25 protein-coding genes and 1 riboswitch are annotated in these 21680 nt (G+C 69.1%); of the genes, 14 read left to right on the plus strand and 11 right to left on the minus strand.

Features of this window, described 5'->3' with window-relative positions:
* Position 1: 1 nt before the first annotated feature.
* Genes VV02_RS16950 through VV02_RS16960 form a run of 3 tightly spaced genes read right to left on the minus strand, consistent with a single transcriptional unit; the run spans position 2 to position 3028 of the window.
* Positions 2 to 682 carry a class I SAM-dependent methyltransferase gene (locus VV02_RS16950; protein WP_083450244.1) on the minus strand — a complete coding sequence of 227 codons (681 nt, stop codon included), beginning with the start codon at positions 680 to 682 and terminating at the stop codon, positions 2 to 4.
* Positions 679 to 1686 (minus strand): glutathione S-transferase family protein, encoded by a 1008-nt coding sequence (locus tag VV02_RS16955; protein ID WP_052593353.1) that lies wholly within the window; start codon positions 1684 to 1686, stop codon positions 679 to 681. Before VV02_RS16955 ends, VV02_RS16950 begins: the two co-directional genes overlap by 4 nt.
* A gap of 40 nt (positions 1687 to 1726) precedes the next feature.
* A complete protein-coding gene (locus VV02_RS16960) occupies positions 1727 to 3028 on the minus strand; it encodes a dipeptidase (protein ID WP_425412297.1) in 1302 nt (433 codons plus the stop codon).
* Between the two features lie 145 nt (positions 3029 to 3173).
* Here VV02_RS16960 and VV02_RS16965 point away from each other — a divergent pair, with 145 nt between their 5' ends.
* The gene (locus tag VV02_RS16965; protein WP_052597168.1) at positions 3174 to 3764 is read left to right on the plus strand and encodes a DUF3043 domain-containing protein; all 591 of its coding nucleotides are present in this window, start codon (positions 3174 to 3176) and stop codon (positions 3762 to 3764) included.
* A 43-nt stretch (positions 3765 to 3807) separates the two neighbouring features.
* On the opposite strand, the gene VV02_RS16970 is transcribed toward VV02_RS16965, so the two are convergent.
* Entirely contained in the window at positions 3808 to 4134 is a 327-nt protein-coding gene (locus tag VV02_RS16970) for a hypothetical protein (protein ID WP_157063435.1), read from the minus strand.
* Positions 4135 to 4185: 51 nt separating this feature from the next.
* On the opposite strand from VV02_RS16970, the gene VV02_RS16975 reads away from it, so the two are divergent.
* A complete protein-coding gene (locus VV02_RS16975; RefSeq protein WP_052597171.1) occupies positions 4186 to 4419 on the plus strand; it encodes a cold-shock protein in 234 nt (77 codons plus the stop codon).
* A 47-nt stretch (positions 4420 to 4466) separates the two neighbouring features.
* Here the strand turns inward: VV02_RS16975 and VV02_RS16980 are convergent, their stop codons facing one another.
* From VV02_RS16980 to VV02_RS16995, 4 genes are all read right to left on the minus strand, one after another.
* A complete protein-coding gene (locus VV02_RS16980; protein WP_052593359.1) occupies positions 4467 to 4880 on the minus strand; it encodes a VOC family protein in 414 nt (137 codons plus the stop codon).
* 25 nt (positions 4881 to 4905) lie between these two features.
* A complete protein-coding gene (locus tag VV02_RS16985) occupies positions 4906 to 5121 on the minus strand; it encodes a hypothetical protein (RefSeq protein WP_052593361.1) in 216 nt (71 codons plus the stop codon).
* Between the two features lie 104 nt (positions 5122 to 5225).
* Positions 5226 to 6038, minus strand: coding sequence for an ABC transporter permease (locus tag VV02_RS16990; protein ID WP_052593363.1), 813 nt, complete (start codon positions 6036 to 6038; stop codon positions 5226 to 5228).
* Positions 6035 to 6931: an ABC transporter ATP-binding protein gene (locus VV02_RS16995; protein WP_052593365.1), complete on the minus strand. Its 897-nt coding sequence runs from the start codon at positions 6929 to 6931 to the stop codon at positions 6035 to 6037. The genes VV02_RS16990 and VV02_RS16995 overlap by 4 nt, the downstream gene beginning before the upstream one ends.
* A gap of 148 nt (positions 6932 to 7079) precedes the next feature.
* Between VV02_RS16995 and VV02_RS17000 the strand changes: the two genes are divergently transcribed.
* From VV02_RS17000 to VV02_RS17010, 3 genes are all read left to right on the plus strand, one after another.
* Entirely contained in the window at positions 7080 to 8282 is a 1203-nt protein-coding gene (locus VV02_RS17000; protein ID WP_052593367.1) for a sensor histidine kinase, read from the plus strand.
* A gap of 10 nt (positions 8283 to 8292) precedes the next feature.
* The gene (locus VV02_RS17005) at positions 8293 to 8946 is read left to right on the plus strand and encodes a response regulator transcription factor (RefSeq protein WP_052597172.1); all 654 of its coding nucleotides are present in this window, start codon (positions 8293 to 8295) and stop codon (positions 8944 to 8946) included.
* 124 nt (positions 8947 to 9070) lie between these two features.
* Positions 9071 to 9679, plus strand: a complete 609-nt coding sequence (locus VV02_RS17010) for a DUF937 domain-containing protein (RefSeq protein ID WP_052593369.1) — start codon at positions 9071 to 9073, stop codon at positions 9677 to 9679.
* 79 nt (positions 9680 to 9758) lie between these two features.
* On the opposite strand, the gene VV02_RS17015 is transcribed toward VV02_RS17010, so the two are convergent.
* Positions 9759 to 10919, minus strand: a complete 1161-nt coding sequence (locus tag VV02_RS17015) for an NAD(P)-dependent malic enzyme (protein WP_052593371.1) — start codon at positions 10917 to 10919, stop codon at positions 9759 to 9761.
* A gap of 60 nt (positions 10920 to 10979) precedes the next feature.
* On the opposite strand from VV02_RS17015, the gene VV02_RS17020 reads away from it, so the two are divergent.
* The 7 genes from VV02_RS17020 (at position 10980) to VV02_RS17050 (ending at position 17035) form a co-directional block, all read left to right on the plus strand.
* Complete coding sequence (locus tag VV02_RS17020; RefSeq protein ID WP_157063436.1) at positions 10980 to 11162, plus strand: hypothetical protein; 183 nt, start codon at positions 10980 to 10982, stop codon at positions 11160 to 11162.
* Positions 11163 to 11302: riboswitch (cobalamin riboswitch) on the plus strand.
* Between the two features lie 81 nt (positions 11303 to 11383).
* Complete coding sequence (locus tag VV02_RS17025) at positions 11384 to 12085, plus strand: SCO2322 family protein (protein WP_052597174.1); 702 nt, start codon at positions 11384 to 11386, stop codon at positions 12083 to 12085.
* Positions 12086 to 12106: 21 nt separating this feature from the next.
* Complete coding sequence (locus VV02_RS17030) at positions 12107 to 13249, plus strand: energy-coupling factor transporter transmembrane component T (protein ID WP_052593375.1); 1143 nt, start codon at positions 12107 to 12109, stop codon at positions 13247 to 13249.
* A complete protein-coding gene (locus tag VV02_RS17035; protein WP_052593377.1) occupies positions 13246 to 14850 on the plus strand; it encodes an ABC transporter ATP-binding protein in 1605 nt (534 codons plus the stop codon). The genes VV02_RS17030 and VV02_RS17035 overlap by 4 nt, the downstream gene beginning before the upstream one ends.
* A complete protein-coding gene (locus VV02_RS17040; RefSeq protein ID WP_052593380.1) occupies positions 14850 to 15644 on the plus strand; it encodes an ECF transporter S component in 795 nt (264 codons plus the stop codon). Before VV02_RS17035 ends, VV02_RS17040 begins: the two co-directional genes overlap by 1 nt.
* A 73-nt stretch (positions 15645 to 15717) precedes the next feature.
* Entirely contained in the window at positions 15718 to 16278 is a 561-nt protein-coding gene (locus tag VV02_RS26960; protein ID WP_052593382.1) for a bifunctional adenosylcobinamide kinase/adenosylcobinamide-phosphate guanylyltransferase, read from the plus strand.
* Complete coding sequence (locus VV02_RS17050) at positions 16271 to 17035, plus strand: adenosylcobinamide-GDP ribazoletransferase (RefSeq protein ID WP_218917434.1); 765 nt, start codon at positions 16271 to 16273, stop codon at positions 17033 to 17035. Before VV02_RS26960 ends, VV02_RS17050 begins: the two co-directional genes overlap by 8 nt.
* A gap of 6 nt (positions 17036 to 17041) precedes the next feature.
* Here VV02_RS17050 and gcvT read toward each other — a convergent pair whose 3' ends face one another.
* Positions 17042 to 18148 (minus strand): glycine cleavage system aminomethyltransferase GcvT, encoded by a 1107-nt coding sequence (gcvT, locus tag VV02_RS17055; RefSeq protein WP_052593385.1) that lies wholly within the window; start codon positions 18146 to 18148, stop codon positions 17042 to 17044.
* Positions 18149 to 18236: 88 nt separating this feature from the next.
* Between gcvT and VV02_RS17060 the strand changes: the two genes are divergently transcribed.
* Positions 18237 to 19736, plus strand: a complete 1500-nt coding sequence (locus VV02_RS17060; RefSeq protein ID WP_052593387.1) for a leucyl aminopeptidase — start codon at positions 18237 to 18239, stop codon at positions 19734 to 19736.
* 68 nt (positions 19737 to 19804) lie between these two features.
* Here VV02_RS17060 and VV02_RS17065 read toward each other — a convergent pair whose 3' ends face one another.
* Positions 19805 to 20002: a DUF5302 domain-containing protein gene (locus VV02_RS17065; RefSeq protein WP_052593389.1), complete on the minus strand. Its 198-nt coding sequence runs from the start codon at positions 20000 to 20002 to the stop codon at positions 19805 to 19807.
* A 286-nt stretch (positions 20003 to 20288) separates the two neighbouring features.
* Here VV02_RS17065 and lpdA point away from each other — a divergent pair, with 286 nt between their 5' ends.
* Complete coding sequence (gene lpdA / locus VV02_RS17070; protein WP_052593391.1) at positions 20289 to 21668, plus strand: dihydrolipoyl dehydrogenase; 1380 nt, start codon at positions 20289 to 20291, stop codon at positions 21666 to 21668.
* Positions 21669 to 21680: the final 12 nt, after the last annotated feature.

Below are 21680 nucleotides of genomic sequence, written 5' to 3' on the forward strand. Positions count from 1 at the left end.
CTTACGACCGCCGCAGGTGGGCCTGCCACAGCTGAACGCTCGGATTGGCCGGGTGCGTACGCTGCTCGAGGTCGACCATCTTGAGGCCGGTGCCGTCGGCGAAGGCGTCGATCTGCGCTCGCGTCAGCGGGAAGGGTGGGCCGTCGTCGTCGCCGTCCTCATGGACGGCCTGGATCGCGACCAGCGTGCCCCCGGGCGCCACCAGGTCGGTCACGGCTCGAGTCATGGCTTCGCGCATGGACACCGGTACCGCCTGCACCGTGTAGATCTCGACCACGAGGTCGAAGGCTTGATGCCACGCCGTTGGCGGGTCGAGGAGATCAGCCACGACGTAGTCGACTTGCGACCCAGGGTTGCGCGCGACGGCTGTGGCCACCGCTGACTCCGACAGGTCGAACGCGGTCGTGCCATAGCCGAGCTGGGCCAGACGTTCGGCGTCCGCGCCGAGGCCGCAGCCGATCACAACAGCACGTGCGCCGGTCGCCGGACTGTCCTGTCCTGCAAGCCAGTCCGCGAGCAGAGGGTGGGCATCGTCACGGTCCCAGGGCATCGTGACCGTGCCGTCCCGTCCGGCCGCATAGAGCCGCTCGAACCATGCCGTCGGCTCGCCCGCCGCGATCGCCTCGCCGGCCCATACATCGGCCTGCTGCTGCCACTCGCGGGGAGGCTGCTCCGCCGTCATGACACACCGTGCCCAGGCGGCACGAGCTCGTCCTGCGCGACCGGACCGGGCGGCGTACCGTCGCCAAAAGGCTTGCCTCCCAAGGCTTCTCGACCATGCATAGTCAGCCAGTCCGACAGGTCTGGGCCCTTGGGGACGATGCCAGTGGGGTTCACATCCCGGTGGACCTCGTAGTAGTGCGACTTGATGTCTGCGAAGTCGACCGTGTCGCCGAAGCCAGGCGTCTGGAACAGGTCGCGGGCGTAGGCCCACAGCACCGGCATCTCGGTCAGCTTGGAGCGGTTGCACTTGAAGTGCCCGTGGTAGACCGGGTCGAACCGGACGAGCGTCGTGAACAGCCGGACGTCGGCCTCGGTGATCGACTCCCCCATGAGGTAGCGCCGGTCGGCGAGGCGCTCGGACAGCCAGTCGAGAGCGGCGAAGAGCCGGTCGTACGCCGCGTCGTACGCCGTCTGGTCGCCGGCGAAGCCCGCGCGGTAGACGCCGTTGTTGACCTCGGTGTAGACGCGGTGCATCACCTCGTCCATCTCCTCGCGCAGCGCCTCCGGATAGAGGTCCGGTGCACCCTCGCGATGGTGCTCACCCCACTGCGTCGACAGGTCGAGCGTGATCTGGTTGAACTCGTTGGTGACGACTCCGCCACTCGGGACGTCGACGATCGCCGGCACCGTGATGCCGCGCGGATAATCGGGGAAACGCTTGAGGTAGGCGTCCTTGATGCGCGGGATCTGCAGCACCGGGTCCAGACCGCCTGGGTCGAGGTCGAACGTCCAGCTGTTGACGTCGTGCGTCGGCCCGCACACGCCCATCGACAGGACCCGCTCCAACCCGAGCAAGCGTCGCACGATGATCGCCCGGTTGGCCCACGGACAGGCCCGCGCGACCACCAACCGATATCGCCCGGGTTCGACGGGCCAGCCGTCGGCTCCATCGGTGGTGATCCGATCGGAGATGTAGTTGGTGTCGCGGGTGAACGTCTTCGCGCCGTCAGTGCCCAGAGCCATGCTCCGACCGTACGCGGCTGGCACCCGGCGCGGTCGGCCTTCAGCTGCCGAGTCGGCCCAGGCGCTCCAGGAGCACCGCCTCAGCGACGCAGACCTTGGCGAACTCCTCGAGGTGCAGGCTCTCGTTGGCGCCGTGGGCCCGGGTGTCGGGGTCCTCGACGCCGGTCACCAGGATCGCCGCGTCCGGGAAGCGCTCGGCGAACGCCGCGACGAAAGGGATCGACCCGCCGACACCGATGTCCACCGGCTCGGTCCCCCAGGCATCAGCGAACGCCGCCCGTGCCTCGTCGTAGATCGGGCCCTGCGCGTCAGCGCTGAAGCCGCCGCCCTCGTCGTCCAGGGTGACCTCGACCTTGGCGCCCCAAGGGGCGTGGTCACGCACGTGCTGGGCCACCAGGTCGTACGCCGCCCTCGGGTCCTCGTCGGGCGCGAGGCGCACCGAGACCTTGGCCCGGGCGCTGGGCACCAGGGTGTTGGAGGAGGTGTCGACGGCAGGCGCATCGATGCCGATCGTGGTGATGGCCGGCTTGGTCCAGAGCCGCGACAGGATCGACCCTTCGCCAATCGTGGCGACGCCCTCCTGCAGGCTGCTCTCGGCCCGGAGGCGTGCCTCGTCGTAGTCGAGATCGGCGGCCTCCCCGCTCGAAAGTCCTTGCACTGCAACGTTGCCCGCGTCGTCGTGCAGGCTGGCGAGGACGCGAACCAGAGCGGTGATCGCATCGGGGACGGGGCCGCCGAACATGCCGGAGTGCACCGAGTGACCGAGTGTCTGCACAGAGACGACAACCCGGATCATGCCGCGCAGCGTGGTGGTGAGCGCCGGCGTACCGATGTCCCAGTTGGTCGAGTCGGCCAGCACGATGGCGTCGGCGCGCAGCTTGTCGCCGTGCTTCTCGAGGATCGTCGCGAGTGAGTCGGAGCCGATCTCTTCCTCGCCCTCGACGAAGATCGTGACGCCGACAGGCGGCTGCTGCCCGTGCGCACGCAGGGCGGCGACGTGGGCCATGACGCCGGCCTTGTCGTCGGCCGCACCTCGACCGTAGAGACGACCGTCGCGCTCAGTGGGCACGAAAGGCTTGCTGTCCCAGTCCTTCTCGTCGCCGGGCGGCTGCACGTCATGGTGTGCGTACAGCAGGACGGTGGGCGCGCCGTCCGGCGCCGGTCGGTGGCCGATGACAGCCGGACGCCCGCCCTCGCGGACGATCTCCACCTCGAGACCCTCTGCGCGCAGCAGCTCGGCGACCGCTTCGGCGCTGCGGTCGACCTCGGCCTGGTCGAAGGAGTCGAGCGAGACACTGGGGATGCGGGTGAGCGCCTCCAGGTCGGCCCGGACTCCGGGCATCAGGTCCGTCACCGTGGTGCGGAGCGTCTCCAACCGGTCAGCAGCGATGTCTTGGCTCACCGGGCCACCGTAGCTGCGGCATCTCTGCACTCGGCCTCGGCCGTCGGTGCACGACTTTGGCCTTCTGGCGCTTAGGGTGTGCTTCGTGTTCCGCCGCAAGAACGATGACCAGGAGCCGGCCGTCAGCCCCGACGCCGAGCGCACCGAACGTCCCGGGGCCAAGAATCGACCGACCCCGAAGCGGCGTGAGCAGGAGGCTGCGCGACGCAAGCCTCTTGTGCCGACCGACCGCAAGGCGGCCGCCAAGGCGTCCAAGGAGTCGGCCCGCGAGAAGCGCATCAAGCAGCGCGAGGCGATGAATCGCGGCGAGGAGAACGCTCTCCCGCCCCGCGACCGTGGCCCGGTGAAGCGCTTCATCCGCAACACCGTGGACTCGCGCTGGAACATCGGCGAGATCCTGCTGCCGCTGATGCTGATCGTGCTGGTCCTGATGTTCGCGGGCTCTCGTGTAGCAGCGATCCAGCTGGCCTCGATCCTGGCGGTCTGGGCCATCGTGATGCTCGGCGTGATCGACGCGTTCTTCCTGTGGCGCCGCACCAAGAAGGCGATCACCGAGAAGTTCGGTGACGAGCCGCCGCGCGGGTCTGCCTCTTACACGATCATGCGGTCGTTCCAGATGCGCGTCTCCCGGATGCCCAAGCCCCAGGTCGCGCGCGGCGACAAGTCCTGGGAGTAGCCCGCTCGTCCCCGGGCCGCAGGGTCCTGCGCACCGGGGACGTTCAGTGCTCACCGTCGAACCGGAGCATGACCTCTCCCGCATCAGACTTCCAGATGTGACCGACCCACTGAAGGTCACGAGGACTGGGCCGCGCACCGGTCACCAGCAATGGAGCGATCTCGGCCCACGCGGAGCGCGCATCAGGACCTTCGTGCCACACGAGGCCCTCGGGATACACGTCAGTGACGACCGGAGCACCGGCCTCGATGAGCTGCTTGCCTACGGCCCGGCGACGAAGACGTTGCGGCGTACGGTGAAACACCACGCCGTCAGGACTCCGCAACGAGCCGTCCGGAAGCTGATGGAAAACCCCGTCGTCACCACTCATGACCAGACCGTACGGGGCGTTGTGAGAGGCCGCCTGCGGTTCGATGGAGCCATGGATGTCAGGCCGTCGATCGGCACGGTGAAGTTCTGGAAGGCCGACAAGGGCTGGGGAGCAATCAGCCCGGCTGACCTCCCGGAAGGCCAGGACGCCTTCGCCCACTTCTCGTCCGTCGAGATGGATGGCTTCCGCAGCCTGGAGGAAGGCGTATCAGTCGAGTTCACCTGGTACGCCGCCGAACAGGACAGCTTCGAATTCGTCGCCGACTGGGTCAAACCCATCGGCTGATCGAGCGTGCCCGAGCTCGGCGCACAACGTGAGGCGGACGTACTCACTTAGCGGGTCAGGATGCAGAACGGGTGACCGGCGGGGTCAGCGAGGACGTAGAGCGCCTCGGACTCCTCGGTCCGGTCGAGCAGGACGGTCGCCCCGAGCTCGATGGCCCGCTCCTTCTGGCGCTCGAGCTCTTCGGGCGAGCTGACCGAGAAGTCCAGGTGCAGCTGCATCGGCACCTCGTGGCTCGGCCAGGTCGAGTGAGGCAGCGGGTCGTCCACGCGCTGCACGGCGACCTTGCGCCGACCGTCAGCATCAACGAGCACGAGCCAGCTGTCGTCGTCCTCGGACCCGTCGGTCGGCGGCTCGTCGCCCGGCCGGTATTGAAGGCCGAGGAACTCGCGATAGAACTCGGCGAGGCTACGGCCATCGTTCGTATCGATGGCCGTGTGCATCAGATGTGGGAACTCCGGCATATGACCGTTCTACTCCGACGCCGCGTCAGCTGCCGTCGGAGAGGCTCATGGGGCCGTAGACCACGGTGTCGTCCTCATAAAGCGTGACGGCGCTGACACTGTGCTCCGCGAGGTCGCGCCACTGCTCCCCCAGCCAGGACTCGGCATCACTCTGCGTCGGGAAGCCCGTCGTCACCAGGGTGTCCCCGGTGACCGGCTGACCGGCCTCGTCCTCGTAGGTCCAGCGCCATGCACCTGTCATGGCCCCACCCTAGGCAGCAGAGGGGACACCGAAGGCCGGTGGGCTCCCCCGAGGTGCCCACCGGCCTTCTTCTCATGCCGCCCCCGCGTAGGAGAGTCAGGAGGTCACTTGACCTCGCTGCGCCGCAGCCGCCACATCCCCGCGAGCAGCGGTAGCAAGACCCACACCGCTGCGGCCACGGCGAGCTTGGCCCATTGGGCGCCATGGATGTTGGCGTCGTACAGCGGCTGGAGCGCCTGGCTGGTGTCCAACCACTTCGCAGCGTCCTTCAGCCAGCTGATGCTGTCTCCGAGGACCGTCCACAGGGTCGGCAGCACGAAGTAGGTCACGATGGCTGCCGGCGTGTTCTGCAGGATCATGCCGAAGGCCACGCCCTGACTGAGCCCGAAGGCCTGCGCCAGCAGGATGCCGCCGATCGTTTTGACATTGATGCCCCAGACCGGGTCGCTGCCTCGGATCACCTGGCAGAGCCCGGTGGCCAGCGCGGCCAGCACGAAGGCCAGGGCGACGACGGCAAGTCCGAGCAAGAGCGTGGCCACCAGCTTGGACCAGCCCGACCGCGCGCGGTGCGGCTCCAACGTGAAGGTGACTAGCCCGGTCCGCTGCGACCACTCGGATGTCACGGCCATGATCCCCAGGATCGGCAGGAGCAGGCTCTGTGGGATGACCGTGGCCTGGACGAAGTCTTCGAAGTTCTTGCTGTCGTTGGCGTTGCCAGCGAAGATCACGATGCCCACGACCAGCGCCGTAATGGCAGCGATCCCGATCAGCAGCCACCGTCCGGCTCGCGTATCGACCAGCTTGCGCAGCTCGACCGCGACCAGCCGGGTGAACGGGATCCCGGTGGGCTCGGGCAGGTTGAGTCGTGAGGGCAGGCGTGCTCCGCCACCCCGCTGCTGTGTCTCGACGGTGCTCATGCCGCCACCTCCTCGCGTGCGTCGTCAGCGGTGAGCTCGAGGAACATGTCCTCCAGGCCGGCCGATCCGGCCGTCCGCAGCTCGATCAGGACGACCTGGTGCCGTGCGGCGAGCTCACCGATCTGCTGCGGCTCTGCCTGCACGGTCAGGCCGGTTGATGCGGCCTTGACCTCGAGGCCTGCCCCCTCCAGCAGGCCCGCGAACGCCGCATCGTCCGTCGTACGGACCGTGGTGCCGGTTGCAGCCATCAGCTCGGCCTTGGTGCCCTGGGCGACGATCCGCCCGCGCCCGATGACCACCAGCTCGTCGGCGACGACCTCGACCTCGTGCAGCAGGTGCGAGGAGAGCAAGACCGTGCCGCCCTCATCGGCGTAGCCACGCAGAAGGCCGCGCATCCACCGGATACCAGCCGGGTCGAGACCGTTGGCCGGCTCGTCCAGGATCAGCACCTGGGGGTCCCCGAGCAGGGCGTGGGCGATGCCAAGACGCTGGCGCATACCGAGTGAGTAGTTGCGGACCCGACGCGTCGCCTCGGACTCCGACAGGCCGACCAGGTCGAGCATCTCATCGACGCGGCTCCGGTCGATGCCCATCACCATGGCGCCGAGTGTCAGGATCTCCCGACCCGTACGCCCGGCGTGCTGAGCCGAGGCGTCGAGCAGGACGCCGACATGCCGGCCGGGGTTCGGCAGTGAGGAGTACGGCCGGTCGAGGACCGTAGCCGTACCCGAGGTGGGTGGCGTGAGGCTGCACATCATGCGCATGCAGGTGGATTTCCCGGCGCCGTTCGGGCCGAGGAATCCGGTGACGGCACCTGGGCGGACGTTGAACGAGACATCGTCCACGGCCGTATAGGCGCCATAGCGTTTGGTGAGGTTCTGCACCGAGATCATGCCCTCAAGGCTGCCGGTCGACGCCGATCTCCACATCCGTCCCCGGTCTGGACTCTCCCGCAACTTTGGTAGGTGAGCGGTCGCACGTTGGTCTCGACCTGCTCCGCCGACAGTGGCATCGGCGAGTTCTCGCCGTAGCCTCGTCGCTGTGTCCATCCCCGTTCCGAGCCGTCGGCGCCGCCTCTGGGGCGAGTCCTGGCGGATCCTGGCGGCAGCCCTCGTCGGGCTGCTGGTCTGGCTGGGTGTCGCCGGACCGGACAACAATGTCGGCTACCAGCGCGAAGACCTGTGGCCTCTGATCGACCTGGGCATCGGCGTCGTGACGCTGGCCGCGCTGCCGTTCCGACGACGCTGGCCGATGTTCATCGCGATAGCGTTCGCGATCCTCACTGCCTTCACCGCCTCGACCGTGGCGAGTGCCGGCATCGCCATGATCTCGCTGTGCGCCCATCGACGTTGGCGGCAGATCCTGCCGGCCACGATCATCTGGGTCGCAAGCGGCGTCATGTTCGGCGTGATCCACCCGTCCACGAACGACACCCAGGCCGACCGCATCAGCAACATCGTCATCTCGCTGCTGGCGACGGGCTTCTGCGTCGCCATAGGCCTGTTCATCGGCGCACGTCGTGAGCTGATCCGCAACCTGCACGAACGCGCGGAGACGGCCGAGCGCGAGCAGTCGCAGCGCGTCGCCCAGGCCCGCGTTGGCGAACGCGCTCGTATCGCGCGCGAGATGCACGACGTCCTCGCCCACCGAATCTCCTTGGTAGCCATGCATTCTGGCGCACTGACCTATCGCAAGGACTTGTCCCAGGACGAAGTTCAGAGCGCGGCCGCGATCATCCAGCAGAACGCCCACAAAGCCCTGACCGAGCTGCGCGAAGTCCTTGGGGTGCTTCGAGAGACCACGCCTGCTGGTGCCTCTCCGGAGGCACCCCAGCCCGTCCTCTCCGACGTCGTGGAGCTGGTGGAGGCGTACAAGCACGTCGACGGTGGGGTCGCACTCGCGCTGCGAGTCGATGTCGACGATGTCCCAGAGCTGGTCTCTCGCAACGCTTTTCGCATCGTCCAGGAGAGCCTGACGAACGCCAGCAAGCACGCGCCGGGTCAGCCGGTGCGCGTCACCATCGCCGGCGATCCCGGCGAGCGGCTGCTCCTCGAGGTGCGCAACCCTGTCGACAAGGCGGAGGCCGGTACGACCTCGCCGGTGGGCCTGCCGTCCTCGGGTCTCGGCCTCATCGGGCTGACCGAACGCGCGGTGCTCTCCGGCGGAGAGCTGCACTACGGGCTCGACCGGCGACACGAGTTCGTCGTCGCGGCATGGCTACCGTGGGACCGTGCCGAGTCCTGATGCCACGCCGATGATTCGAGTCCTCCTCGTCGACGACGACGCGCTGGTGCGCGCCGGTCTGCGAATGATCCTGGGCGGTGCGCCCGACGTCGAGGTCATCGGCGAGGCCGGTGACGGCCAGGACGCCGTCGACCAGGCCCGGGCAGCGACACCCGACGTCGTCCTCATGGACATCCGGATGCCGCGAATGGACGGCATTGCCGCGACCGAGCAGCTCGTGACGACCTACGGCGACCAGGTGCGGGTCATCGTGCTGACGACCTTCGACGCCGACGACATGGTCGTACGGGCGGTGCGGGTCGGCGCCAGCGGCTTCCTGCTCAAGGACACGCCGCCCGAACGTCTTGTAGCGGCCGTACGCGCGGTGGCCGACGGCGAGCCCATCCTGTCTCCCAGCATCACCGCCTCACTGATGGCGCGACTCGGATCGGCCGGTGACGACGGACGGGCCACTCGAGCACGCGAGCGACTCACCGTGCTGACCGACCGCGAGCACGAGGTGGCCCTGGCCGTGGGGCGTGGGCTGTCCAACGCCGAGATCAGCAAGACGCTCTACATGAGCGTGCCGACCGTCAAAGCACATGTGTCGCGGCTGCTCACCAAGCTGGATGCGTCCAACCGCGTGCAGATCGCCATCACGGTGCACGACGCGGACCTGCTCTGACCCGCCGCCACGACCCTAAGTCGCGGAAGAATCCCCGGCCCGGCACGGTGACCGGCGACACGTTGCTCCCTACTGTGGGCATCCACGGTCGGCATGGGGCCGGCCCAGTGGATTGAGGATTCACATGAGTGCTGTCGACGACATTCTCGCGCAGGTCCCGATCGACCAGCTCGCCCAGCAGATCGGCGCTGACGAGGCGACAACTCGGGGCGCCGTCGAGCAGGCCGTACCCGCTCTGCTGAGCGGTATGCAGGCCAATGCTCAGGACCCCGGCGGCGCGGCGTCGCTGACCGAGGCGCTCGGCCAGCACCAGGGCGACATCCCTGGCCCGGGCGACGTCGACCCGGCCGAAGGCGACTCGATCGTCAGCCACATCTTCGGTGGCAACAAGGACGCCGTCGTCAACCAGCTCGGTGGCGTCGGTGGGGCGGGCGGCAACGACCTGATCAAGAAGCTCCTGCCGATCCTGGCACCCATCGTGCTGTCCTACATCTCCAACAAGATCCTGAAGGGTGGCGGCGCCCAAGCCCAGCCGGCTCCGCAGGGTGATGGCCAGACCGCTCCGGCACCCCAGGGTCAGCCGGCGCCGGCTCCGCAGCAGGACTCAGGCGGCGGCCTCGGCGACATCCTCGGCAGCATCCTTGGTGGCGGTGCCGCTGGAGGCGGCCAGCAGGGCGGCGGGGGCCTCACCGACATCCTGGGCGGCCTCCTGGGAGCCGGTCGCAAGGGCTGACCGGACGCCAACGCAAGAGCAGTGCCGTACGCCGGTGACCGGCGTACGGCACTGCTCTTTTCCTGCGTTGGCGCGGCCCTCAGGCCAGCTCGGCCACCGCCGCGGCCACGGCCGGCGCGACCCGCTCGTCGAACACCGACGGGATGACCTCGCCCGCGGTCGGGTGCTCGACCAGCGCAGCGATGGCGGCGGCGGTCGCGAGCTTCATCGCCTCGGTGATCGCCGGGGCGCCCGAGTCGAGCACGCCTCGGAAGAGTCCGGGGAAGGCGAGCACGTTGTTGATCTGGTTGGGGAAGTCCGAGCGACCGGTCGCCACGACGGCAGCGTGACGGGCCGCGACGTCGGGGTGCACCTCCGGGTCAGGGTTGGCCAGCGCGAAGACGATCGAGCGGTCGGCCATCTGCGCGATGAGGTCCTCGCTGACCGTGCCACCCGACACCCCGACGAAGACGTCCGCGTCCTGCAACGCCTCGCCCAGGCCGCCGGACAGACCGCGCGGGTTGGTCGTCGCGGCCAGCCGGCGCTTGTGCTCGACCAGGTCATCGCGACCCGGCTCGACGATGCCGCGTGAGTCACACACCACAACGTCCTGCACACCGCGGCGACGCAGCAGCCCGGCGATCGCCACACCGGCGGCACCGGCACCGGAGATCGCGACCCGCAGCGACTCCAGGGGCTTGTCGACCACCGTTGCAGCGTTGATCAGCGCGGCCAGCACGACGATCGCGGTGCCGTGCTGGTCGTCATGGAACACCGGGATGTCCAGCCGCTCCTGCAGCCGACGCTCGATCTCGAAGCAGCGCGGGGCCGAGATGTCCTCAAGGTTGATGCCGCCGTACGTCGGTGCCAGGCGGGCGATGGCGTCGACCAGCTCTTCGACCGTGCCCGACTCCAGACACACCGGCACGCTGTCGACGTCACCGAAGTGCTTGAACAGCACCGACTTGCCCTCCATGACCGGAAGCGCGGCGACCGGGCCGATGTCACCAAGGCCGAGGACAGCGGTGCCGTCGGTGATGACAGCGACGGTGTTGCGTCGGGTCGTGTAGCGGTGCGAGAGGTCAGGGTCCTGGGCGATGGCTCGGCACACGTCGGCGACGCCGGGTGTGTAGAGCAGTGCGAGGTCCTTGCGGTCGCGCAACGGTTTGGTGGGGACGGACTCCAGCTTGCCGCCCTCATGGGCAGCGAAGACTGGTCCGCTGGTGTCCGGGCCGGGCTCGGAGGCCAGTGCGGTGGTCATGCGGGGATCACCTCGGGATGAACGAATCGGAACGGGCTGCAGGTGCTTGTGGTCCGACAGATGTTGCTGGACCTGCTGCCGGGTACGGCGATCGGTCGACGCGAGGGTGATGCGCTGCCCGCCACCATGACACAGCAGCGGAAAGATCTCTACAACTTTCTGCCCGCTGTCATGTTTGCCCGACCGACATTCTGCAAGATCAGTCAAGAATGTCGGTTCTTCACCGAAACGACCCACCTTTGACAAGCTCAGGCGTGCGATGGGACTGTTCAGCCACCGAACACCTGTCGGACAGGGGAAGCCGGTGAGATCCCGGCGCTGTCCCGCAACCGTGTGCGTCCTCGGACGCGAGCCGGAGCACCTCCCGCCAGGTTCGGCTCTATTACTGATCCGTCGCGGAGTGCGGACGAGCCGGCCACGAGACCTTGTCTCTCCTGCCGATCTCGATCCAGCAGGAGGTCCTCATGAGTCATCGTCAGTCCCGTTCGTACGCCCGGCCCTGGATCCTGGTCGCCCTGGGAGTCCTGCTCGCCCTCACGTTCGGCACCGCCACCGCGCCTCGTGCGTCTGCGGCCGCGTTCCGGTTCTGGGGCTACTACCAGCTCAAGGGCACGTCCTGGACGTTCGCTCCCAAGGGACCGGCGCAGGTCACACCGGCTGATGGCGCCGTGGAGGGCTGGCGGTGGGCCGTCGGTTCCGAGACCGACACCCGGATGCCGCGCGGCGTCGTGACCTTCGCGCAGGTCTGCGCCGATACGCCTGCCAAGTCCGGCACCAAGCGAGTCGGCGTCGTCATCGACTTCGGCCGCGCGGCCGACGCGGAGTCCGGCACCCCGCCCACGCCACGCTCCGCCTGCGCACAGGTACCGACCAAGGCGACTGGCGCCGACGTACTCGCCGCTGTCGCGGCAGTCCGCACTGAGAAGGGCATGGTCTGCGCGGTCGGCAGCTGGCCGGCCACCGGTTGCGGCGGTCCGGTCAAGACGGTCAGCGCGGCCGCCAAGGCCGTCGACGACAAGGTCACGATCGCCGTGGCCAAGCCGGCGGAGGACAAGGCGTCCAGCAGCAACACGATGACCATCGTCCTGGTCGCGGGCGTCGTCGTCCTGCTGCTGCTCGGTGCGCTCCTCACCCTGCTGCGTCGCCGTCGTACCGAGACGGCCTGACGAGCCGGTGCCTCTCACGCAGTGACCAGCCTGGCCGACCGCCTCTCTCCCCCGCGCCTGCTCCATCCCGTGGCGTGGTGGCTGTGGGGACTCCTGCTCGCCGCCGCTGCATCCCGTACGACGAACCCGGCCTACCTGATCGTGCTCATGGCTGTGGTCGGCTGGGTCGTGCTGCTGCGCCGCGAGACTGGGGCGAGCACGACGCTGGCGATCTTCATGGGCATCGCGCTCGTCGCGGTCGCCATCCGGGTGACCATGACCGTGCTGCTCGGCAGTGGCGTCGGCGGTCGCACGGAGATGCTGTCCCTGCCGCAGGTGCCCCTGCCGGACTGGATGGCCGGGGTGCAGCTCGGCGGTCCGGTCATGCTCGAGAGTTTCCTGGACGCCGTCTACCACGGTCTCCAGCTCGCCGCGATCCTCATCTGTGTCGGCGCCTGCAACGTGCTTGCCGACCCGCGCCGGCTGCTGCGCTACGTCCCCGCGACGTTGTACGACGTCGGCACCGCCGTCGTGGTCGCGCTCACCTATGTGCCTCAGCTGGCGGACGACGCCCGGCGCATTCGTACGGCACGTCGCCTGCGCGGACACTCCGGCCGTGGGCTCGGCGAGCTGGCCCGGCTGGTGGTCCCTGTGCTGGAGAGCTCGTTGGACCGGTCGCTCACTCTGGCCGCGTCGATGGAGTCGCGCGGCTACGGCCGCGTCACCCTCGAGCCACGGGTCCGTAGGCGAGCGACCTTGCTGACGATGATCGGTCTCGGTGGCGTGCTGATCGGCCTCTACGGACTGCTCGACTCCTCGACGCCGCAGCTGCTGGGACTGCCGATGCTGCTGCTCGGGTGCGGTTGTGCGGTCGCAGCCCTCATGTCTGGCGCACGTCGCGACCGGCGTACGCCCTACCGCCGCGACCCGTGGGGCATCCCGGAGAGCCTCGTGGTCGCGACCGCCTGCCTCGCCCCTGTGGTGATGTCCGTCGCAGCCTCGCGGGGTGACGCCGGAGTCGTACCCCCGCAGGTGCCGGCGGCCTGGCCGACCGTGTCCCTGCTGCTTGTCGGTGCACTCGTACTGCCGATCGCAGCCGGCGCTCTGGCTCCGCGGCCGCCGCGCCGAGCGGCGCTCGAGGACGCCTACCGGCACCGCGCCGACGAGCTGGAGGTGGCGGCATGATCGATCTGTACGACGTCCGCGTCACCTATGACGGCGCACCCGAGCCGCACCTGAGCACCGGCCGGATCCACGTGCCCGAGGGCGATCTGGTCCTCGTGGTCGGAGCGACAGGCAGTGGCAAGTCGACGCTGTTGAAGTCGCTCAACGGACTTGTCCCCCACTTCACCGGTGGTCTGCTTGAGGGTCGCGTCGTCGTCGACGGCCGGGACACGCGCGACCACCGACCGCGCGACCTGGCCGACGTCGTCGGGTTCGTGGGTCAGGACCCGCTGTCGGGGTTCGTCACCGAGACGGTCGAGGAGGAGATCGCTTACGGGATGGAGACGCTCGCCCTCAGCAGCTCGGCCATGCGCCGCCGTGTCGAGGAGAGCCTGGACGTCCTCGGCGTCGCCGACCTGCGCGGCCGACCGCTCCGTGAGCTCAGCGGCGGTCAGCAGCAGCGGGTCGCCGTCGCCTCCGTCCTTGCCACTGGGCCGCGGGTCCTCGTGCTCGACGAACCCACCTCCTCGCTCGACCCGGTGTCGGCGGAGGACGTCCTGGCCGCGGTGCACCGGCTCGTGCACGACCTCGGCGTCACCGTCGTCCTCGCCGAGCACCGCCTCGAGCGCGTCGTGCACCACGCCGACAGCGTGCTGCTCGTGGAGGACGGCGTCGTCTCCGATCTCCTCGACCCCGGGGAGGCCATGGTGCGCTCGCCCATCGCGCCCCCCGTCGTACGCCTCGGGCAGCGGCTCGGGTGGGACCCGCTTCCGTTGTCCATCCGCGACGCACGTCGACGCGCGGCCGATCTTCGTGCGGTCGACCCAGGCCCGGCGGCCGAATCTCCCTCAACCGCAACGCCCGTCGCGGTCGCCGTCCGTCGCCTGCATGTCCGGCGTCGGGGTGTCATCGTGCTCGGCGAGGTCGACCTCGACCTCCACTCCGGACGGGTGACGGCGCTCATGGGCCGCAACGGAGCAGGCAAGTCCACCCTTCTCTCCACGCTCGCCGGACTCCTGACTCCGACGTCCGGCTCAGTGCGGCTGGCCGGCGATGTCGATCCCTCGGCGACCAAGCCGCGCGACCTCGTACGCACCGTGGGCCTCGTCCCGCAGGATGCGGCCTCCTTGCTCTACCACGACAGCGTTGAGCGCGAATGTGCTGCCGCAGACGCCGATTTCGACCGACCGGGCGGCACATGCGCCGCTCTCTTGAAGCGCATCGCACCCCACCTGCTCGCCGACGCGCATCCGCGCGACCTGTCCGAGGGCGGTCGGGTGCTGCTGGCGCTCGCTGTCGTCCTGACCGGCTCGCCGCCGGTCGTCCTCCTAGACGAACCGACGCGCGGACTCGACTACACCGCCAAGGCTCGGCTGGGCGAGGTGCTCCAGGAGCTCGCCCACGACGGACACTGCGTCCTGATGGCGACTCACGACGTGGAGATGGCCGCAGACGTGGCCGACGACGTCGTACTCCTGGCTGACGGGGACATCATCGGTCAGGGTCCTGCGCGCGAAATCCTTTGCGAGTCACCAGCATTCGCGCCTCAGGTCGCGAAGGTGATGCACCCACTCCCCTACCTCACCGTGCCCGAGGTGCCGATCCGTCTGGCGGCTCCGTGATGGATCGGCGCACCGACCTGCTGCCCTGGTCGTGGGCCTCCACCGCGGCGATGACTCTGGTGACCGTCGTCGGCGTGCTGTCCTTCACGTGGCCCTTCCTGGTCGACTCCGAGGCCGCGCTGGCTCGGGGCAACAACGCCCCCTGGCTGTTTCCGGCGTTGGTCGGACTCCTCGGAGCGGTCCTGCTGGCCGAGCTCTCTCGCGGCGGCATGGACGCAAAGGTCGTGGCGACCCTCGGTGTCCTGGCCGCGATGGGCGGGGCACTTCGCGTGCTGTCGGCCGGGACCGCAGGGCTGGAACCGATGTTCTTCCTGGTGGTCCTCGGAGGTCGGGTGCTCGGTCGTACGGCCGGCTTCCTGCTGGGTGCGCTGGCGATCATCACCGGCGCCTTTCTCACCGGCGGCGTCGGGCCATGGACGCCGTTCCAGATGATCGCCACGGGCTGGGTCGGGCTCGGAGCCGCGCTGCTGCCCGACTGGAGGGGGCGCGCCGAGCGCTGGCTGCTGGCGGCGTACGGACTGGTCACGGGCCTGGCGTACGGCGCGGTGATGAACCTGTGGTTCTGGCCGTTCCTCGGCAGCTCGGCGCCGTCAGGAGCCGGCTTCGACCCCGATGCATCGCTCGCCACTCAGTTGGGGCACTACGGCGTGTTCTACGGCCTGACGTCTCTCGGATGGGACCTGCCGCGCGGCGTCCTGACGGCCGCTCTGGTGCTCATCGCGGCGCGTCCCGTGCTGCAGGCGCTGCGGCGTGCCGTCCGCCGAGCCGCCTTCGGCCTACCACAGACACCCTGACCTCGCAGAACCGGGCAGCCTTGATTGCCCGGCTACAGTGACTGAAGGGGTCCGTTACAGGACAGGAGGAAGAATGACGACAACATTGGTCCTAGGTGGAACCCGTAGCGGCAAGAGCAGGTATGCCGAGAGCCTGCTCGACCACGAGGCTGAGGTTACCTACGTCGCGACGGGCCCGCAGCCAGATGAGGATGATCGCGACTGGCAGGCGCGTGTCGATGAGCACCGCAGCCGGCGACCTCAGACCTGGACGACCGTCGAGAGCAGCGATGTCACCCGCGCCATCATCGGCGCCCGCAGTCCCGTGCTGGTCGACTGCCTCGGCAACTGGGTGACCGGGACTTTCGACGACGCCAAGGTCTGGGAAGACCGCGACAAGGCGCTCAGGATCATGGCCGAACGGACCGCAGAGCTCAGCGCCCTGTGGATGAACGCGCCGTACGACGTCGTCGCCGTGACCAATGAGGTCGGCATGTCCGTCGTCCCCGACACGGCGTCGGGCCGGCTGTTCCAGGAGGCGCTCGGACGGGTCAACGCGACCATCAGCGCCGTCACCGACCAGGTCCACCTGGTGCTCGCGGGTCGTGTCATGGATCTGTCCACGCTGCCGACCGTGCCCATCTCGGTTGTCTGACGCCCTTCGGCTCGCGGTCGGCACGCTGACCGCGATGCGCGTCCCCGCGCCCCGCTCGATCACTCGCAGCACAGCGGGCATCGCCATGCTGCTCGCACCCCTCACCGCCCTGCTGCTCCTCCTCCCGGCTGCCGCGTGCATCGCCCTCGGACGACTGCTCGATGTCCCATCAACGGTCCAGGCCGTGCTCGTCGTGATGGTCCTTGCCGCTGGCACCCGAGCCCTGCACCTCGACGGGCTGGCCGACACGGCCGACGGCCTCGCCGCGTCCTACGACCGCGAGCGCGCCCTGGCGGTGATGCGCACCGGCGACGTCGGACCGGCCGGCGCGGCCACCCTCCTGCTCGTGCTGGCGCTGCAGATCACCTGCGCGGCCTCACTGCTCACCACCACCGTCGGTACGACGCTCGCGGCCGTCTCCCTGCTCGCAAGCCGATCCGCCCTCACGGTCGCGTGCACCCGCGGCGTCCCGTCCGCGCGTCCGGAAGGTCTGGGCGCGACCGTGGCCGGCTCGGTCGCGCGGCCGGCCACGATCGTCGCCCTGCTCGTTCTCGCCGGAGCCGCCGCAGCCGTCGTGGCTGCCGCTGACGGGTCCTGGTGGACCGCCCCGGCCGTGGTGGCCGGGGCCGTCCTCGGAGCCGCTGTCCTACTGCGTCGGTGCACGACTCGCCTCGGCGGGATCACCGGTGACGTGCTGGGTGCTGCCCTCGAGATCGCTTTGGCCGCAAGCCTGCTCGTCGCCACCGCCGTCGTCTGAGCTGCGTCAGGCGGTCTCGACCTGGACGAACGGCGGCTTGACCACCGTCACCGCCAGATCGCGACCGCGGACGTCGACGACGAGCTCGTCGCCCTCGGTGGCACCGCGGTCGAGCAGCGCCAGCGCAATGCCTTGCTTCAGGGTCGGCGACATCGTGCCCGAGGTGACGACACCGACGACGTCACCAGCCGGCGTACGGACCTCGCAGTCGGCACGCGGGATGCCGCGGCCCGTGGCGAGCAGGCCCCACGCGAGACGACAGGTCTTCTCGGCGCGCTGCGCCTCCAGCACGGCCTTGCCCCAGAACGCGTCCTTCTTCCAGCCGACCGCCCAGCCAGCACGAGCCATGTTGGGCGTGATGTCCATCGACAGCTCGTGACCGTGCAATGCATAGCCCATCTCGGTACGCAGCGTGTCCCGCGCGCCCAAGCCACAGGCGAGGCCGTCGTACGGCTGCATCGCCTCGACCAACGCGTCCCACAGGGCAGGTGTGTCGTCCCAGCGCGGCACCAGCTCGAAGCCTTTCTCGCCGGTGTAGCCGGAGCGCAGCACGATGACGTCGTGGCCCTCCCACTGCGCGGTCGTGAAGGACATGTACTCGAGGTCGGTCGGCAGCCCGAGCGCGGCAACCACCTCGGGAGCCTTGGGTCCCTGCACCGCGATGATGCCGAACTCCGTGTGCTGGTCGGTGATCTCGAGCTCCGCGGGTGCCTTGGCCTGCATCCGCCGGACGACCTCGGCGGTGTTGGCCGCGTTGGGGACGAGGAACAGCTCGTCCTCGCTCTTGAAGTACTGGATGAGGTCGTCGACGACGCCGCCGGTCTCCTCGTCGCAGCACATCGTGTACTGGGCCTTCGGCGGCTCGACCTTGCGCAGGTCGTTGGTGAAGCAGGAGTTGACGAAGTCGGCCGCGCCGGCGCCCTTGACCAGCGCCTTGCCGAGGTGACTCACGTCGAACAGTCCGACCCGCTCGCGGACCGCGGTGTGCTCGCGCAGCACGCCGCCGCCGGGGTACTCGATGGGCATCTCCCATCCGCCGAAGTCGGCCATCTTGGCGCCGAGGGCGACGTGGCGCTCGTGCAGTGGGGAGGTCTTCAAGGTGTCACCGGTCATGCGCGCACGGTATCGCCGCCGCTGCTGACTATCCTCGCGTGGTACTGGGCAACGTGGCCCACCCGCGAACGACCGGAGGCAATCCACTGTGACGACGTTGACACTGACGGACCAGACAGCCAGCGACGTGAAGGCAGATGTGCTGGTTCTGCTGTCCGTCAAGAGCGACGCCGGCGCGAGCCTGGTGCCCGCCCACGGACTTGTGACCGAGTCGGTCGATCACATCACGGCGACGCTCAAGGCGATCGGCGCCAAGGGTGCCGAGGACGAGGCCATCAAGCTCACCGGCGTACCCGGACTCACCACTCCCCTGGTCGTCGTCTCCGGCACCGGCCTGGACCACCAGCCGACCGCGGACGACCACGAGCCCGTACGCCGTGCCGCAGGTGCCGCCACGCGCGGACTCAGCGACACCGCCCACATCGCGCTCGCCGCGCCGGACGACGCGACGCTCGCGGGTGCGGCCGCCGAGGGGGCGCTCTATGGCGGCTACCGCTTCGTGACCTACCGCAGCTCGGCCAGCAGCACCAAGCGGCTCGAGAAGGTCACCCTCCTCTCCGCATCAGCGGGCGACGACGCGGTCAAGTCGGCCGCGACGCGTGCAGAGGTGCTCGCCGACACTCAGGCCTGGGCTCGCGACCTGGTCAACACACCGCCCAACGATCTCTACCCGGACTCCTTCGCCGAGTTGGCCAAGAAGCGGTTCCAGGGCGGCAAGGTCAAGGTCGAGGTCATGGACGAGAAGGCGCTGGCCAAGGCCAGCTGCGGTGGGATCGTCGGCGTCGGTCAGGGCTCCTCGCGCCCTCCGCGCCTGGTGACGCTGACCTACAAGCCCTCCAAGGCCAAGGCGCACATCGCCCTCGTCGGCAAGGGCATCACGTTCGACTCCGGCGGCCTGTGCCTGAAGCCGCCGACCGGCATGATCACGATGAAGTGCGACATGGCCGGTGCGGCTGCCACCGCCGCAGCCGTTGATGCCATCGCACGGCTCGGTCTGCCCGTGACGATCACGGCCTACCTCTGCCTCGCCGAGAACATGACCGGCTCGGACGCCCAGCGTCCCGGCGACGTCGTCACGATGCGCAACGGCAAGACCGTCGAGATCATCAACACCGACGCCGAGGGTCGCCTCGTCATGGCGGACGGTCTCTCGTACGCCTCGGAGCAGCACCCCGACCTCGTGATCGACATCGCGACCCTGACCGGCGCAGCCGTGATGGCCTTCGGCGGCCGCGTCATGGCGGTGCTCTCCAACGACGACGCCACGCGTGACCAGGTCGTCGCGGCCGCCGACCGCGTCGGTGAGGACAGCTGGCCCGTGCCGCTGCGACCCGAGCTGCGCAAGCCGATGGACTCCGACGTGGCCGACCTCAAGCACACCGGCCAGAAGGAAGGCGGGATGATCACCGCCGCGCTCTTCCTGCGCGAGTTCGTCGGCACGGCCAAGGACGGCTCGGACCTGCCGTGGGCCCACCTCGACATCGCCGGTCCTGCGTTCCACGAGGGCGGTCCCTTCGGATACGTCGCCAAGGGCGCCACCGGTTTCGGCATCCGTACGCTCGTCGGCCTCGTCGAGGACCGCGCCTGACCTCTGCTCGGCAACGACAAAGGGCGGCACCCCGGTGGGGTGCCGCCCTTGCGTCGTGTCCGGTGGGATCAGCCGCCGGACTTGCGCCGGAACATCTGCTGGGCGCCGCTGGTCTCCGGACCGTGCGTGCCGTGCACCTTGTTGTGCACGGACCCGTCGGAGACGTCCTTGCCGCCGTGTGCACGCTTCTTGTCCAGGGCCTCCCGGAACTTGCGCTTCGTGTCCTCGTCCGGACCGACCTGCTCCTGCGGTGCACCGTCCGCCATGGTGTTCTCCCTCGTTCGTGGGCCGTGGACGACCTCGTCGGCCCAGTATGGCTGGCCGTCGACACCGTCGTGGGTCCGGCAACTGTGGCACGGACGCCGCACCGGCCACCAGACAATTGATCGGCCACCGGACGAGGTGGCGCACGCCACAGCACCGGGCTGACCGGCGTACCTCCCTGAAGTCGTTCCTCCGGTCAGTGCCAAGATGGCTCCATCGCGCGCTCGCGGGGGCACCCGACCGGCGTGTGATGAGAAGTCCGCATCGACGCAAGGGAGCGTTGGCACCATGACGGCTGAGGCCGCACCGACCTACGACATCGTCATTCTCGGCGGCGGCAGCGGGGGCTACGCCTGCGCGCTGCGGGCCGCCGAGCTGGGGCTGTCCGTGGCTCTCGTCGAGAAGAACAAGCTGGGTGGCACCTGTCTCCACCAAGGCTGCATCCCCACCAAGGCCCTGCTGCACGCAGCCGAGGTCGCCGACTCCGCTCGTGAGGGCGCCTCCTTCGGCGTCAAGACGACGTTCGAGTCGGTCGACATGTCCGGGGTGCACGCCTACAAGGACGGTGTCGTCTCACGTCTCCACAAGGGCCTGCAGGGGCTCGTGTCGTCCAAGACGATCGACTACATCGAGGGTGAGGGGCGGCTGACCAACCCCACCACCGTCACCGTGGGCGACCGCTCTGTCGTCGGCAAGCACGTCGTGCTGGCCACCGGCTCCTACGCCAAGACGCTGCCCGGCCTGGACATCGGCGGACGCATCGTCACGAGCGAGCAGGCGCTGACCCTCGACCACGTGCCCAGCCGGGTCGTGGTCCTGGGTGGTGGTGTCATCGGCGTCGAATTCGCTTCTGTCTTCAAGTCATTCGGCGCTGACGTGACGATCATCGAGGCGCTCCCCCGCCTCGTCGCGGCCGAGGACGAGGCCATCTCCAAGACGCTCGAGCGCGCCTTCCGCAAGCGCAAGATCGCCTTCAAGACCGGCGTGAAGTTCGCCGGCGCCGAGCAGAAGGGTGACGTCGTCACCGTCTCGCTCGAGTCCGGCGACACCATCGAGACGGACCTTCTGCTCGTCGCCGTCGGTCGCGGACCGGTCACCGACGGCCTGGGTTACGCCGAGGCCGGCGTGGCCATGGACCGCGGCTTCGTGCTCGCCGATGAGCGCTGCCGCACCAACGTGGACGGTGTCTACGCCGTGGGCGACATCGTTCCCGGACTCCAGCTGGCGCACCGCGGATTCGCCCAAGGGATCTTCGTGGCCGAGCAGATCGCCGGCCAGCAGCCGACGCCGATCGACGAGTCCGGCATCCCGCGGGTCACCTACTGCGACCCTGAGATCGCCTCCGTCGGCCTGACCGAGGCGCAGGCGAAGGACAAGCACGGCGAGGTCGAGACCATCGAGTACAACCTCGGCGGCAACGGCAAGAGCCAGATCCTGCGCACCCAGGGCTTCGTCAAGCTCGTGCGCGTGAAGGACGGTCCCGTGGTCGGCGTCCACATGGTCGGTGCACGGATGGGCGAGCAGGTCGGCGAGGCCCAGCTCATCGTCGGCTGGGAAGCACTGCCCGACGACGTCGCTGCGCTGATCCACGCTCACCCCACCCAGAACGAAGCCCTCGGCGAGGCGCACCTCGCACTCGCAGGCAAACCACTGCACGCCCACGCATGAGCACCATGACGT

Origin of the sequence: Luteipulveratus mongoliensis (assembly GCF_001190945.1) — a bacterium.
In the GTDB taxonomy this organism is placed as follows: Bacteria; Actinomycetota; Actinomycetes; order Actinomycetales; family Dermatophilaceae; genus Luteipulveratus; species Luteipulveratus mongoliensis.